Here is a 13998-nt window from a genome sequence, read left to right as displayed (position 1 = left end):
CTAACCATTAGACGACTCACCTTATGATTTCTATCGAAGAGCGCTTTTCCGCCGCGCTCCACAAGACGGCGCGCGGCTGGCGCCATGCCATCGACCGGCGCCTGAAAGACCTGGACCTGGGGCAAGCGAGCTGGATGTGCATCGCCATGATCGCCAAATCGCCGCAGCCGCCCTCGCAAAGCGAACTGGCCCATCAGCTGGGCGTGGAAAACCCCACCATGGTGTCGATGCTGGACCGGCTCGTGAAATCGGGCTTCGTGCAGCGCCAGCCGTCGGAAACGGACCGCCGCGTGAAACTCGTCGTGCTGACGGAAGCTGGCCTGCAGGTGTACGACACGGTGCGCAAGGAGGCGGACGGTTTCCGCAAGGAGCTATTGCAGGGCATTGATCCCGGTCAGCTGCAGGCCGCCACCGAACTGCTGGAAGCCTTGCAGGCGGCCACGGAGAAATCCGCATGAGTTCGGCCACAGCCAGCGCCACACCGGCGCTGCCCGCTTCACAGGACCCTACCTTGAACCGGCGCATGATCACGATTTCGATCATGCTCGCCACCATCATCCAGGCGCTCGACGGCACCATCGCCAACGTCGCCCTGCCCCACATGCAGGGCAGCCTGTCCGCCTCGCAAGACCAGATCACCTGGGTGCTGACCTCGTTCATCGTCGCCGCCGCCATCGCCACGCCCCTGACGGGCTGGCTGTGCGACCGTTTCGGCCAGAAAAACACCTTTCTCGTGTCGGTCGCCGGTTTCACGCTCGCCTCCGTGCTGTGCGGCCTGTCCGGCACCCTGTCCGAGATCGTTGCCGCCCGTTTGCTGCAGGGCGTATTCGGCGCGGCCCTCGTGCCGCTGTCGCAGGCGGTCTTGCTCGACATCAATCCACGCGAAAAACACGGCTCGGCCATGGCCATCTGGGGCATGGGCGTGATGATCGGCCCCATCCTGGGACCGACCTTGGGCGGCTGGCTGACGGACAGCTACAGCTGGCGCTGGGTCTTCTTCATCAACATCCCCATCGGCGCCATGGCCTTCTATGGCATCTGGCGCTACATCCGCAAGGACCCGCCCAACCGCCGCATGAACTTTGACATGTTCGGCTTTGCGACGCTCAGCCTGTCCATCGGCGCGCTGCAGATGCTGCTGGACCGGGGCGAGCAGAACGACTGGTTTTCCTCCACGGAAACGTGGATCGAAGCCATCGTGCTGGCCATGAGCCTGTGTTACTTCATCGCCCACACGGCCCTGCGCCCGGCCGGCAAGTCCTTCCTCGACTACCGCCTGCTGAAGAATTCGAACTATGTGAGCGGCCTGCTGTTCATCTTCATCGTCGGCATGGTGCTGTTCGCCACCCGCGCGCTGACGCCGTCGATGCTGCAAGGCTTGATGAATTACCCGGCGGCCATTGCCGGCCTGGTGACGGCGCCCAGCGGCCTGGGCACGATGCTGGCCATGCTGATCGTCGGCAGGCTGACGGGCAAGATCGATACGCGCATCCTGCTGGGCGTGGGCTTTTCGATTACCGCGTTTTCGCTGTGGCAGATGGCCAATTTCACGCTGGACCTCGTACCGAAGACGGTCGTATGGAACGGCATCATCCAGGGCATCGGCCTGGGCCTCGTGTTCGTGCCCCTGAGCGCGGCCACGTTCGCCACCCTGTCGCCGCAGATGCGGGCGGAAGGCACGGCAATCTACAGTCTGGTGCGCAATATCGGCAGCAGCATCGGCATCGCCCTCGTGCAGACCTTGTTGGTGCGCAATACGCAGATCGCCCATGCGTCCCTGACGGAACACATCACTATCGCCAACCCGGCCCTGCATGACCCCGGCATCGCCCAGGTGTTCGACCTGGGCACGAGCACGGGCATGGCGGCGCTGAACGGCGAAATCACGCGGCAGGCGTCGATGATCGCCTACCTCGACGACTTCTGGCTGATGATGTGGCTGACCATCCTCGTGCTGCCGCTCTTGCTCCTGATTAAACCACCGAAGAAAAATGCGCCTGTCGTGGTCGACCACGCGGCCATGGAATAACCCTCATGCACACACCGATGAAACTCTCCCTGAGCGTCCTGGCGCTAAGTTTATCCCTGGCCGGCTGCGCCAGCATCCCGCCCGACACGCAACAGCTGCCGCAGCAAGACCTGGCCACCGTGCAATTGGCGGCCGACATCCACCTGGCCAGCGAAGGCTGGCCCGCCGCCCAGTGGTGGCGCCAGTTCCAGGACGATCAGCTGGACCAGCTGATCGAACAGGCGCTGGCCGCCAGCCCGAACCTGGCGGTGGCAAATGCCCGCATCGGCTCGGCCCTGTCCGCGTTCGACGCGCAACACGCGGAGCGCGGCCCCAGGCTGGACCTGGGCGCGAATGCCAGCCGCCAGCGCTATTCGGGCAACGGCCTGATGCCCGCCCCCATCGGCGGCAATTACTACAACGAGGTCACGGTGGGCGTGCAAGCCCATTACGACCTGGACTGGTGGGGCAGGCACAAGGCGCAGATCGCCGCCAGCCTCGGTGAAGTCAATGCACGGCGCGCCGAATACGCGATGGCCGAACAGATGCTGGCGGCCGAGATCGCCCGCCACTACTTCAGCATGCAAAACGGCTGGGCCCGCATGGACAATCTGCATGCGCTGGTGGCCCTGCAGCAGCAACTGGTGGTCGACAAGGAAAAGCGCATCGCCAACGGCCTCGGCGTCAGCGACGACCATCTGTCCGCGCAAACGCGTTTGAGCCTGCTGCAGCAACAAATTGCCCTGCTGGAAACGCAGGTCGTCACGGAACGGGAAGCCTTGCGCGCCCTGCTCGGCGGCGACAACTCGGCGCTGGCCAGCCTGCAGCCGAAGCAAGCCCAGGCGCTGCCGCATGCCCTGCCCGGCAAGCTGGGCATGGAATTGCTGGCGCGCCGGCCCGACTTGCAGGCGGCGCGCTGGCGGGTACAGGCTTCGATGAGCAAGATCGAGGCGGCGCAGGCGGCGTTCTACCCCGATATCGACCTCGGGGCCTCGTTCGGCCTCGATGCCATCAAGCTGGGCAAGCTGCTGCAATCGGGCAGCCGCACCCTGTTCATCGGCCCGGCCCTATCGCTGCCCCTGTTCGACAGCGGCCGCCTGCAGGCGCAGCTTGCCGGCGCACGCAGCGAACGCAACGAGCTGATCGCCGACTACAACCAGAACGTCTTCAATGTCGTGCGCGACGTGGCGCAGGCAGGTGCCAGGGTGCAAGGCGTGGAAAACCAGCTGCGGCTGCAGCAGGAAAACCTGCGCGCCAGCGAAGCGCAGCTGCGCAACGCGAATGCGCGGCTCAAGCAAGGCCTGGCCGACCGCGCCACGCAACTGAACGCGGAAATGACCGTGCGCGGCCAGGTGGACCTGGGCATGCAGCTGCAAAACCAGCGCCAGAACGCGGAAATCAACCTGACCGTGGCCCTGGGCGGCGGCTACCGGGGCAGCAGCGACTTTGCCGCCACGACGACTCAACAATAACGATCGATTACGGAACACATCATGAGCAGCGACACCACAGCCACCACCACCTCCACCGAACAGCCGGGCAAGCGCAAGGCCGTCCTGATCGCCATCACGGCCGCCTTTCTCGTGGCCGGCGCCGCCTGGACCGCCTACTATCAACTGGTGCTGTCCAGGGAAGAAGTGACGGACAATGCCTACGTGGGCGGTAACCTCGTCACCCTGTCCGCGCAAGTGACGGGCAATGTCGACGCCATCCGCGCCGACGAAACGCAGATGGTCAAGGCGGGCGCCCCGCTGATCACGCTGAACGCCATCGATGCGGACCTGGCCCTGAGCCAGGCCGAGGCGCGCCTGGGCAACGTCGTGCGCCAGGAGCGCGAACGCTATGCCAGCGTGGCGCAGTACGACGCCGTCATCGAGCAGCGCCGCCTGGCCTTGGCCACGGCGCAGGGCAACCTGGCCCGCCGCGCGCCGCTGGCGGCGGACCACACGATCTCGGGCGAAGATCTTGTTCATGCGAAACAGGCCGTCGACGACGCCAAAGCGGCCTTGATCGTGGCGCAGCGCCAGGCCGAGTCCGCCAAAGCGGGCGTGACCGGCGTCAACCTGGCCAGCCATCCGGCCGTGCTGTCGGCCAAGGGCGACGTGCTGCAGGCGTGGCTGGCCGTGCGCCGCAATGCCGTGGTCGCGCCCGTTTCAGGCTATGTGGCCAAGCGCAGCGTGCAACTGGGCACGCACGTGACGCCGGGCACGCCCCTGATGTCCATCGTGCCGCTCGACCAGTTATGGGTCGACGCGAACTTCAAGGAGTCCGAATTGCGCAATATCCGCGTGGGCCAGGCGGCAACCATCGAAACGGATTTGTACGGCAGCAAGGTGGTCTACCACGGCAAGGTGCTGGGCATGTCGGCCGGGACGGGCAGCGCGTTTTCGCTGTTGCCGGCGCAAAACGCCACGGGCAACTGGATCAAGGTGGTACAGCGCGTGCCCGTGCGCATCACGCTCGACCCGAAGGAACTGGCCGCCCACCCGCTGCGCATCGGCCTGTCGTCCACGGTGACGGTCGACACGCGCCATGGCGAAGGGGCAACCCTGGACCAGCCGATGGCGGCGTCCACCGTCTACACGACCCAGGCGCTGAGCCAGCCCGTGGACGAGGCGGAGAAGATGGCCGATGCCATCATTGCGCAGAATCTTCTGAATTGATGCGTAGGTCGGCTTAGCGCAAGGCGCGTAAGCCGACAACATTGTTGGCACGGCCGGTGGTGGTGTCGGATTACGCGGGGCGTTGCCCCGCTAATCCGACCTACCTGGCCTTGCCGGCCGAGGCCACCTGATCCAGGATATGCTTGGGCACGGCCGCATAATGCTTGAATTCCATCGTGTACGTGGCGCGGCCCTGGGTCAGCGAACGCAGGGTGGTGGAATAGCCGAACATTTCCGCCAGCGGCACGAGGGCCTTGACGATGCGCCCCGCGCCTCCGGGAATGTCGTCGACGCCCTGCACCATGCCGCGCCGGGCCGTCAAGTCGCCCATGACGTTGCCCATAAATTCTTCCGGCGTTTCCGCCTCCACCTGCATCATCGGTTCCAGCAGCACGGGATGGGCCTTGCGCATGCCATCCTTGAAGGCGATGGAGCCGGCCATGCGGAACGCGTTTTCATTCGAATCGACGTCGTGGTAGGAGCCGAACGTCAACGTGGCCTTGACGTCGACGACCGGATAGCCGGCCAGCACGCCCGCCTTCAGGGTTTCGATGATGCCCTTGTCGACGGCGGGAATGAATTCGCGCGGCACCACGCCGCCCTTGATGGCGTCGACAAACTGGTAGCCCGTGCCCGGCTCCAGCGGTTCAAGTTTCAGCACCACGTGGCCGTACTGGCCTCGTCCGCCCGACTGCTTGACGAACTTGCCCTCGATATCTTCCACCGTGCGCGTGATGGTTTCGCGGTAGGCCACCTGCGGCTTGCCCACGTTCGCTTCCACGCCGAATTCGCGCCGCATGCGGTCGACCAGAATTTCCAGGTGCAGTTCGCCCATGCCCGACATGATGGTCTGGCCCGATTCCTCGTCCGTATGCACCCTGAACGACGGGTCTTCCTGCGCCAGGCGGTTCAGGGCGATGCCCATCTTTTCCTGGTCCGGCTTGGTCTTCGGTTCGACAGCCTGGGAAATCACGGGTTCCGGGAAGATCATCTTTTCCAGCACGATGATGTGGTCGATGGCGCACAGGGTGTCGCCCGTGGTGACGGCTTTCAGGCCCACGGCGGCGGCGATGTCGCCCGCATACACTTCCTTGATCTCCTTGCGCTCGTTCGCATGCATCTGCAGGATGCGCCCCAGCCGTTCCCGCGCGCTCTTGGTGGGGTTGTAGACCATGTCGCCCGAGTTCACCACGCCCGAATACACGCGGAAGAAGGTCAGCTGCCCCACGAACGGGTCCGTCATGATCTTGAAGGCCAGCGCCGAGAAATGCTCGTCGTCGGCCGGATGGCGCTCCACCTCGTTGTCGTGCTCGTCGTGGCCCATGATGGGCGGCACTTCCATGGGTGACGGCAGGTATTCGATGACGGCGTCGAGCATGGCCTGCACACCCTTGTTTTTAAAAGCGCTGCCGCACAGCATGGGCACGATCTCGTTGCGGATGGTGCGCGCGCGCAAGGCCTGCTTGAGCTCCGCTTCCGTGAACGTGTCGCCATTCAGGTAGCGTTCCGTCATCTCCGTGGTGGCCTCGGCCGCGTGCTCGACCAGGTGCTCATGCCATTCCTGCGCCTGCGCCTGCAAGCTGGCGGGAATCTCGCCATAGCTGAACTGCACGCCCTGGCTGGCGTCGTCCCAGGTGATGGCGCGCATCTTCAGCAGGTCGATGACGCCCGTGAAATGCTCTTCCGCGCCGATGGGCAGCTGGATGGGCACGGCCACGCCCTTCAGGCGCTCGCCGATCTGCTTGCGCACGCGCAGGAAATCGGCCCCCACCCGGTCCATCTTGTTGATGAAGGCGATGCGTGGCACGTGGTATTTATTGGCTTGCCGCCAGACGGTTTCCGATTGCGGCTGCACGCCGCCGACGGCGTCGTAGACCATCACGGCGCCGTCGAGCACGCGCATCGAACGCTCGACCTCGATCGTGAAATCCACGTGGCCGGGCGTGTCGATGATGTTGATGCGGTGTTCGGGGAAGTTGCCGGCCATGCCTTTCCAGAACGCGGTGGTGGCGGCCGAGGTGATGGTGATGCCCCGTTCCTGCTCCTGCTCCATCCAGTCCATGGTGGCGGCACCGTTGTGCACTTCACCGATCTTGTGATTGACCCCCGTATAAAACAGGATGCGCTCGGTGGTGGTGGTCTTGCCGGCGTCGATATGGGCGCTGATGCCGATGTTGCGGTAGCGCTCGATAGGTGTTTTACGGGTCATCACAATCTCCATGGCTAGCCCCGGCACGACTGTGTTTGCGCCGGTTTTCCAGTGTAGCAGACATCGATTTTGGCGGTAGCGGGTAACCGGTTTTTACCATGCGCGCAACACTGACATTAACGCGCACGCGCGTTGCACAGGACAAATAAGAGTTTCGGCTATACTTTCAACTTTATTAATCCAGCAAAGATTAATCAAAATCAATACGCACGGTGAATTACCGTGCAAGGCGACGCCGCCGGCATGCAGCCCAGGTGCGCACCGAATGACATGCCCCACTCAGCCTATGACCATCCAACTAAGAAAAATAATCCTCTCCTCCCTGCTGGCGTCGCCGGCGCTGGCCATGGCCGGCGAACTGGAACAGCAAATGCAGCGTTGCGCCGTGCTTGGTGACGCCAGCGCCCGCCTGGGCTGCTTCGACACCCTGGCCAAAGCGGCGGAAAAAGCGACCATCGCCGCCGGCGGCGATCCTGCCACGGCTGCCGTCACCCTGGCGGCCGCTGCCGAGGTCGCCCCCATCACGCCCGTCAGCCCGCCTGGCGTGGCCACGCCGGAAGCCGTCAACGCCGCCATTCCCGCCATCGCGCAGGCGGGTGCGGCGCCGCCGGAAGCACCGATTTCGCGCACCCAGCAATCGTGGGAACTGAACGATGCCTCGAAACGGGGCCTGTTCAACTTCCGCCCGCACCGCGACACTTATCTGTTGCTGGCCAATTACAGCGACGCCTCGAACGACGAACCGTTCCAGGATTTCACGCCGGCCGGCATCAAGAGCCAGCACGTGGAATTGACCTTCCAGCTGAGTTTCAAGATGAAACTGCTGGAAGACATCGCCGGCACGCCCATCGACATGTGGTTCGGCTACACGCAGCAAAGTTTCTGGCAAGCGTATAACCGCAAGGCTTCGAGCCCTTTCCGCGAGACCAATTACCAGCCGGAGCTGATGCTGATCTTGCCGATCAACAAGAATTTCGCGGGCCTGGAATTCAATTACCTGAACCTGGGCCTCGTGCACCAGTCGAATGGCCAGACCTCGACCCTGTCGCGCAGCTGGAACCGCGTGTATGCCGAGCTGGGCGTGGAAAAAGACAACCTGGCCGTCACGGGCCGCATCTGGCACCGCCTCGACAACAGCGCGACGGACAATGACAATATCGACATCACCGATTACATGGGGCATGGCGACTTGCGCGTGAGCTACCGCAACAAGGGCCATGAATACGCCGTGACGGCGCGCCGCAATTTCAGCAAGAAGCATGGCTCGATGCAGGCCAGCTGGGCTTTCCCATTGAAAGCCAACCTGAAAGGCTATCTGCAGCTGTTCTCCGGCTATGGCCAGAGCCTGATCGACTATAACTATTCGCAGAAATCGATCGGCGCCGGTTTCATGGTCGACCTGTAAGCAGTACACGCATAAAAAATGGCGCCGACGGCGCCATTTTTTATGGGAAATCCAGTTTAGTGCCGCCCGCCACCGAGCACGCGTGCCGGCAGCATGACGATGGCGCGCAGCAATTCGAACACGCCTTCCACGCCGATGCCGATCAGGCGAAATGGCAGCAACAGCAGCCAGGCCAGCGGATACAGCACGAGAGCCAGCAAGGCCAGGGGCCAGCACACCAGCAAGAGCAGCAGCCACAGCACGAATCCCAGCATCGCGTTCCCCTCGAATGAAATGTGCGGAGCAAGCCGTGCTTGCCCCGCTACCGTGACGGCACTATAGCCAAGCGCCGCGGGGGCGGCAACGGCCGTGCGACGAACTGCGTGCTACGGGGATGAACGGTACAAAAACGGGAATGAACGGGGGCTTACTGGCCGACGCAAATCACTTTCGTGATGTACTCATGCGCGTTCGGCTTCTTGCTGGCAGCCCATTTGATGGCCTGGTTGGCCTCTTCGATGGTCAGGATGGAGGCCTTGTCCTTCGACTTGATGAAGGACACGCCTTCAAACACGCCTTCCTTGCTGCGCATTACCTTGGCAAACACGGGCGGCTTGGTCTCGCCGTCGCTGATTTTGTTCTGTTGCACGAGGTAACGCTGATCGATCTGTTCCATGATAATAAAGCTGTCCAGTGGTAAAAGACGGAATATACCCTGAATGGACAAACGCCGCAGGATGAAATCGCTGCGGCGTTATCTTTAAATCAATGATACTCAGGCGTAGACGGCGTTCTGCGTGGCAGGCTGCAGATTCACGTCATAGATCACCTGCGCGCGGATCGACGTTTCCAGCGAGGGGATCGAGCCGCCCGCGCGGTACTGGAAGCTCACCTGCAGCACGTCGCCCGCCTTCACGGCGATCGGCGCGGCCAGCGGCAGGCACATGTAGTGGTTCAGCCAGTCGATGGTGGTCGAGCGCTCGGGCACGACGGCCAGGATGTTCTTGGTGACGAAACGCAAGGCGTTCAAGGTGCCGCTGCGCTCGACGACGAACTTGCCGTCGAAACCGAACACGCTGTCCGTCGGCTGGCTGAAGTCGATGATGCTGTAGACGGACGGCGGCGCCAGTTCCAGCACACCTGGATGGATGGCCGTGGTTTCCTGGAATTGCACGATGGGCGCATAAAACCCCTCGAAATCGTATTCCTGCTGCATCGGCTGCACGGCCATGATGACGGCCTCGGGCAGGAAGATGGGCAGCGGGCCGCCGAAGCGGGCCAGGTAGCGGCGCTTGAACGATTCGATCACTTCCACCTGCTTTTCGCGCAGCATGCCCACATGGATCATTTCGCAGATGACCACATCGACGGGCTCGGGCGGCAGGTATTCGAAGGCGTCCGCATGAACGACTTCGACTTTTTCACCGTTCGGGTTGAGCGCCAGCATCTTGCGCGCTTCCTTGACCATGTCCGGATTGAACTCCACGCACCAGACCTTGTCGGCGCGCGCGGCCGCAAACCACGACAGCACGCCGGTGCCGCCGCCCAGCTCCAGCACCTTCATGCCGGGTTTCACCGCGTAATCGATCGCCGACTTAAACCCGTGCATGCGGTTCTGGTCCATCAACATATTGTGGTGGTAATGGACGGGGATAAATTGCCCCAGGTAACAACTCTCGATTTCTCGTTCATTCAGCATGTCTGTCCTCTTGGAGTCTGGCTCCGATGGCCGATCGGTTTTGTCATTCCAGAAAGCAGTGATATCGCACGGGCTGCGCGCGGGGCGGCGACAATACAGCCGGCGCCTGACGGTGGTGTGATGGCCCATGCGAACAATCTCCTGATTAATGCGACACGATCATTATCGTTAATCGCCAGGGAGAACAAAGGGCTGAGGTGAGAGGCAATTCCATGCCAGTTTTGGCGCTGGCATGGAAAATATTATCAGAACGATTACTTACATGTACTTATTTACGGGCAGCACGCGCCTTTTGGGCCGCTTCGATGATGGCGACCACGCCCGGCTTGTCGCCGGCCTGGGCGAACTGCACGGCCGTCCAGCCATGGTCGCTTTTCAGGCTGGCGTCCGCGCCCCAGGACAACAGCAGCTTGACGGCGCCCTCCTGTCCTTCGCGGGCGGCAAACATCAGCGGCGTGATATTGGCAGGCGCGCGCGCATCAACGACGGCGTCGCGGTCGAGCAATATCTTCATGATGGGCAAGTCACCCGCCGAGGCCGCATAGTGGAGCGCCGTCCAGCCGCTCTGGTTGACCTTGGCCCCCTTGGCCAGCAAGGCGTTCACCGCGTCCAGCTTGTGCTTGTAGGCGGCCATCATCAGCGCCGTGTTGCCGTTGGCCGAACGGGCCTCGATATCAATGCCGGGAGCGTCGAGCAGCACCTGGAAAACCCGGTCAGCATCGTCGCGCAAGGCCAGCACGAGCGGAATGTCGCCGCGCTGCGCGTCAGGCTGGTTCGGATTCATGCCGTCAGCCAGCATGCCGCGCACGCCGCTGTCGTTGTTGACGGAGACGGCGCGGAAGAAGGCATCCGGTTCCGGCGCCGCCTGGCCGGCCGTCGCCCAGCACAGCAGCATCGCCGCAGCGAGTTTTTTCATCATGTCGAACCTTAAGAATTTACGGCAACTGATTGAATAGCTTGAAGAAATTGTCCGTCGTCTGTTTCGCCACCTGGTCCAGGGGAATGCCTTTCAGGGTCGACAGGTACTCGGCCACGTGGGCCACGTAGCCCGGTTCGTTCATGCGGCCGCGGAACGGCACGGGGGCCAGATACGGCGAATCGGTCTCGATCAGGATGCGCTCGAGCGGCACTTCCAGCGCCACGGCCTGCAAATCCTTGGCGCTCTTGAACGTGACGATGCCTGAAAACGAGATATAGAAACCCATATCGATGGCGGCGCGCGCCACTTCCAGCGATTCCGTAAAGCAATGCATGACGCCGGCCACGCCGCCGTCGGCCACGCCCGCGCCCTCTTCGCGCATGATGCGTATCGTGTCTTCGCTGGCCGCTCTTGTGTGAATAATCAAGGGTTTACGGGTGATTCTTGAAGCTTTGATGTGAGTGCGGAAACGCTCGCGCTGCCACTCGAGGTCGCCCGTCAGGCGGAAATAATCGAGGCCCGTCTCGCCGATGGCGATGATCTTCGGGTGGTCGGCCAGGCGCACCAGGTCTTCCACTGACGGTTCAGGCGTGTCCTCGTAATCGGGATGCACGCCAACGGAGGCAAAGATATGCGGATACTGCTCGGCCAGGGCCAGCACCTGCGGAAAGTCCGGCAAGTCGACGGACACGCACAGCGCGTGCGTCACCTTGTTCTCGGCCATCTTGGCGAGGATCTCGGGCATGCGAGCAGCCAGCTCGGGGAAATTGATATGGCAATGGGAATCGATATACATAAGGCGGGATTGTACCGGAGGGAGCAAAAACTGGCAGGGGAACGGCGGCGGCGCGCATCCCCTGCCGGGGCGGTTCGGATGCTGGCAGCCGATTACATCTGCGAGGCCGGATGTTCCGCGAGCGGAACGAAGTTGCCGGTCGATTCGTCGAGCGCGTCGAGCGAACCGTTCTCGATGTCGTACACCCAGCCATGCAGGGTCAGGCGATGTTGCGCCATGGCCAGCGCCACCGAGGGATGCGTGCGCAGGTTATTCAGTTGCGCGACCACGTTGGCGCGCACCATGCCGTCGATGCGCGACTGCTCCGTCGGATGGTCGACCGATTCGTTGATCATGCGCGCAGCATCGGCGTGGTGCAGCCAGCTGCGCACGGCCGGCATGTGATCGAGGCAGGCGCAGGTGGCGATCGCCTTCATCGCGCCGCAATCGGAATGGCCGCAAATGACGATGTCGCTCACGTTCAGGGCGGACACGGCAAATTCCACCGTGGCGCTGACGCCGCCCGGCTCCGGGCCGTACGAAGGCACGATGTTGCCCGCGTTGCGGATCACGAAGAGTTCGCCCGGCTCGCGCTGCGTCACCAGTTCGGGCACCATGCGGCTGTCCGAGCAGGAAATGAACAGGGCCTTCGGGGTTTGCCCCGTGGCCAGGGTCTTGAACAACTCGCGGCGCTCAGGAAAAACCTCTTTTTGGAAACGTAGGAATCCAGCAATAATGTCGCGCATAATCAATAGGGATCGTTATCTGAGCCGGTATTATCGCTGAATGGCGCAGGTTTCGCCTATTGCCCCGCCTACTGCCCTTCTGGCGGCTGCCACAGTTCCACCTTGTTGCCCTCGGGATCGATAACCCAGCCGAACTGGCCGTATTCCGAGTCCGGCGCCTTGTCCAGCACATTACAGCCTTCGTCGCGCAGCGCTTGCAGCAGCACATCGAGGTCGTCGACCCGGTAATTGATCATGAAGGACGCCTTGCCGGGCGCGAACTGCTCGCTGTCCCGCGCTGCCACGGACCAGATGGTGGTGCCGCCAGTGGGCTGGCCAGCGGCGTCCGTCCAGGTGAAGGCCGCGCCGCCCCAGGGCTGCACGTCCAGACCCAGGTGACGCTGGTACCAGGCGCGCAGCGCGGCCGGGTCTTGCGCCTGGAAAAAGATGCCGCCAATGCCAGTGACTCGTTGCATGCACGCCTCCGTTGCTGTCCAGTGCCTGACTGTAACACCGGGGGTCAAGCGTGGCAAACGGCGCAGAGATAATTTACATTAACTTAGTAACACAAGCCCTTGATTTCATTGGCAACTTGACGCGTAGTCCAGCAGCATGTCTTCGAGGAACAGCTTGGGCGACAAGGGGTGTTCGGCAATCGCGCGGCGCTCATTCGCCGCCTTGATGGCGGCCATCAGGCGGCTGACGTTGATGCGCCCGGCCAGCGCTTCCAGTTCGCGCCGGTGGCGCGGGTAGTAGCGGATGGTGCCGGACAATTTAACGGAGAACACGTCGTACAGCCAGCGCTGGAGCGATGCCACGAGCGGCGCCAGCGGCGCCTTCTGCAATTTGTCGGCCGCCTTCAGGGCCGCTTCCACGCCGGGATTGGCCAGCACTTGCAGCAACTGTTCCGTTTCCTCGCGACCGCCCGATTCGGACTGGGCCAGCGCGGCCAGCGGCGCGCCGCCCTGCTCGCGCAGCCAGCTGTCCGCATCGTTCAAGCCTTGAGCCTTGAGCCACGTCAAGGCCTGTTCGTGGCTGGGCATGGGCAAGGCAAATTTCCTGCAGCGCGACAAGATCGTCGGCAGCAGGCGGTCCAGGCTGTTCGAGGCCAGCAGGAACAAGGTGCCCGGCGGCGGCTCTTCCAGGGTCTTCAGCAAGGCGTTCGAGGCGGGCGTGTTGAGCGCCTCGGCCGGGTACAGCACGACCACGCGCAAGCCTTGCCGGTGCGTGGAAATGTTCATGAAGTCGGCCAGGTTGCGGATCTGTTCGATCTTGATGTCTTTCGACGGCGTCTTGGTCTTGGCGCTTTTCTTCGCGCCCTCGCCCTCTTCGCCGTCGTCGGCCACTTCGTCTTCCAGCGCTTCCGGACGCACGCGGCGGTAATCGGGATGGTTGCCCTGGCTAAACCAGCCGCACGAGGCGCAGGCGCCGCAGGCATGGCCGTCGGCGCGCACGTCTTCGCACAGCAGCGCCTGCGCAAAATGCTCGATGAAGTCGGCCTTGCCGATGCCTTGCGCGCCATGGAACAGGATGGCGTGCGGCATGCGCGGGCGCAGGGCTTGCAGCTGCTGCCACGCGTCCTGTTGCCACGGATACAGAGAACTTGTCATATCTTC

The 13998-nt window shown here is 62.9% G+C and carries 14 protein-coding genes; 5 read left to right on the top strand and 9 right to left on the bottom strand.

Annotated elements, in window-relative coordinates:
• Positions 1-23: 23 nt before the first annotated feature.
• Genes AC1Q6X_RS05980 through AC1Q6X_RS05965 form a run of 4 tightly spaced genes read left to right on the top strand, consistent with a single transcriptional unit; the run spans position 24 to position 4671 of the window.
• On the top strand, positions 24-458 hold the full coding sequence (locus AC1Q6X_RS05980) for a MarR family winged helix-turn-helix transcriptional regulator (RefSeq protein ID WP_070218336.1): 435 nt from the start codon (positions 24-26) through the stop codon (positions 456-458).
• Positions 455-2029 (top strand): DHA2 family efflux MFS transporter permease subunit, encoded by a 1575-nt coding sequence (locus tag AC1Q6X_RS05975; protein ID WP_070311853.1) that lies wholly within the window; start codon positions 455-457, stop codon positions 2027-2029. The genes AC1Q6X_RS05980 and AC1Q6X_RS05975 overlap by 4 nt, the downstream gene beginning before the upstream one ends.
• Positions 2030-2034: 5 nt before the next feature.
• Positions 2035-3480 (top strand): efflux transporter outer membrane subunit, encoded by a 1446-nt coding sequence (locus tag AC1Q6X_RS05970; protein WP_492495727.1) that lies wholly within the window; start codon positions 2035-2037, stop codon positions 3478-3480.
• Between the two features lie 21 nt (positions 3481-3501).
• Positions 3502-4671, top strand: a complete 1170-nt coding sequence (locus AC1Q6X_RS05965) for an HlyD family secretion protein (protein ID WP_492495725.1) — start codon at positions 3502-3504, stop codon at positions 4669-4671.
• Between the two features lie 100 nt (positions 4672-4771).
• Here the strand turns inward: AC1Q6X_RS05965 and fusA are convergent, their stop codons facing one another.
• Complete coding sequence (gene fusA / locus AC1Q6X_RS05960; protein WP_492495723.1) at positions 4772-6880, bottom strand: elongation factor G; 2109 nt, start codon at positions 6878-6880, stop codon at positions 4772-4774.
• A gap of 286 nt (positions 6881-7166) precedes the next feature.
• Here fusA and AC1Q6X_RS05955 point away from each other — a divergent pair, with 286 nt between their 5' ends.
• Positions 7167-8285 carry a phospholipase A gene (locus AC1Q6X_RS05955; protein WP_492495721.1) on the top strand — a complete coding sequence of 373 codons (1119 nt, stop codon included), beginning with the start codon at positions 7167-7169 and terminating at the stop codon, positions 8283-8285.
• Between the two features lie 56 nt (positions 8286-8341).
• Here the strand turns inward: AC1Q6X_RS05955 and AC1Q6X_RS05950 are convergent, their stop codons facing one another.
• The 8 genes from AC1Q6X_RS05950 to AC1Q6X_RS05915 all read right to left on the bottom strand — a co-directional run bounded on the left by AC1Q6X_RS05950 (position 8342) and on the right by AC1Q6X_RS05915 (position 13992).
• Complete coding sequence (locus AC1Q6X_RS05950) at positions 8342-8539, bottom strand: hypothetical protein (RefSeq protein WP_070218341.1); 198 nt, start codon at positions 8537-8539, stop codon at positions 8342-8344.
• 152 nt (positions 8540-8691) lie between these two features.
• Positions 8692-8940 carry a hypothetical protein gene (locus AC1Q6X_RS05945; RefSeq protein WP_070218342.1) on the bottom strand — a complete coding sequence of 83 codons (249 nt, stop codon included), beginning with the start codon at positions 8938-8940 and terminating at the stop codon, positions 8692-8694.
• A 99-nt stretch (positions 8941-9039) separates the two neighbouring features.
• On the bottom strand, positions 9040-9963 hold the full coding sequence (locus AC1Q6X_RS05940; protein WP_230503049.1) for a class I SAM-dependent methyltransferase: 924 nt from the start codon (positions 9961-9963) through the stop codon (positions 9040-9042).
• Between the two features lie 268 nt (positions 9964-10231).
• A complete protein-coding gene (locus AC1Q6X_RS05935) occupies positions 10232-10882 on the bottom strand; it encodes an ankyrin repeat domain-containing protein (protein WP_492495718.1) in 651 nt (216 codons plus the stop codon).
• A gap of 16 nt (positions 10883-10898) precedes the next feature.
• Positions 10899-11678 carry a TatD family hydrolase gene (locus tag AC1Q6X_RS05930; RefSeq protein ID WP_070288475.1) on the bottom strand — a complete coding sequence of 260 codons (780 nt, stop codon included), beginning with the start codon at positions 11676-11678 and terminating at the stop codon, positions 10899-10901.
• A 92-nt stretch (positions 11679-11770) separates the two neighbouring features.
• On the bottom strand, positions 11771-12403 hold the full coding sequence (locus AC1Q6X_RS05925) for a carbonic anhydrase (RefSeq protein ID WP_034756156.1): 633 nt from the start codon (positions 12401-12403) through the stop codon (positions 11771-11773).
• A gap of 68 nt (positions 12404-12471) precedes the next feature.
• Positions 12472-12858, bottom strand: coding sequence for a VOC family protein (locus tag AC1Q6X_RS05920; protein ID WP_492495715.1), 387 nt, complete (start codon positions 12856-12858; stop codon positions 12472-12474).
• Positions 12859-12963: 105 nt separating this feature from the next.
• On the bottom strand, positions 12964-13992 hold the full coding sequence (locus tag AC1Q6X_RS05915) for a DNA polymerase III subunit delta' (protein WP_070218347.1): 1029 nt from the start codon (positions 13990-13992) through the stop codon (positions 12964-12966).
• Positions 13993-13998: the final 6 nt, after the last annotated feature.

Source organism: Janthinobacterium sp. GW823-FHT06H09 (assembly GCF_058794735.1).
Note: the sequence above shows the minus strand (reverse complement) of the source record. Positions and strands in the feature narration are given on the sequence as shown.

Bases quoted from the DNA above. Each gene is read 5' to 3' on its own strand.
- AC1Q6X_RS05980 (WP_070218336.1), top strand. From the start codon at position 24: ATGATTTCTATCGAAGAGCGCTTTTCCGCCGCGCTCCACAAGACGGCG.
- AC1Q6X_RS05975 (WP_070311853.1), top strand. From the start codon at position 455: ATGAGTTCGGCCACAGCCAGCGCCACACCGGCGCTGCCCGCTTCACAG.
- AC1Q6X_RS05970 (WP_492495727.1), top strand. From the start codon at position 2,035: ATGCACACACCGATGAAACTCTCCCTGAGCGTCCTGGCGCTAAGTTTA.
- AC1Q6X_RS05965 (WP_492495725.1), top strand. From the start codon at position 3,502: ATGAGCAGCGACACCACAGCCACCACCACCTCCACCGAACAGCCGGGC.
- fusA (WP_492495723.1), bottom strand. From the start codon at position 6,880: ATGACCCGTAAAACACCTATCGAGCGCTACCGCAACATCGGCATCAGC.
- AC1Q6X_RS05955 (WP_492495721.1), top strand. From the start codon at position 7,167: ATGACCATCCAACTAAGAAAAATAATCCTCTCCTCCCTGCTGGCGTCG.
- AC1Q6X_RS05950 (WP_070218341.1), bottom strand. From the start codon at position 8,539: ATGCTGGGATTCGTGCTGTGGCTGCTGCTCTTGCTGGTGTGCTGGCCC.
- AC1Q6X_RS05945 (WP_070218342.1), bottom strand. From the start codon at position 8,940: ATGGAACAGATCGATCAGCGTTACCTCGTGCAACAGAACAAAATCAGC.
- AC1Q6X_RS05940 (WP_230503049.1), bottom strand. From the start codon at position 9,963: ATGCTGAATGAACGAGAAATCGAGAGTTGTTACCTGGGGCAATTTATC.
- AC1Q6X_RS05935 (WP_492495718.1), bottom strand. From the start codon at position 10,882: ATGATGAAAAAACTCGCTGCGGCGATGCTGCTGTGCTGGGCGACGGCC.
- AC1Q6X_RS05930 (WP_070288475.1), bottom strand. From the start codon at position 11,678: ATGTATATCGATTCCCATTGCCATATCAATTTCCCCGAGCTGGCTGCT.
- AC1Q6X_RS05925 (WP_034756156.1), bottom strand. From the start codon at position 12,403: ATGCGCGACATTATTGCTGGATTCCTACGTTTCCAAAAAGAGGTTTTT.
- AC1Q6X_RS05920 (WP_492495715.1), bottom strand. From the start codon at position 12,858: ATGCAACGAGTCACTGGCATTGGCGGCATCTTTTTCCAGGCGCAAGAC.
- AC1Q6X_RS05915 (WP_070218347.1), bottom strand. From the start codon at position 13,992: ATGACAAGTTCTCTGTATCCGTGGCAACAGGACGCGTGGCAGCAGCTG.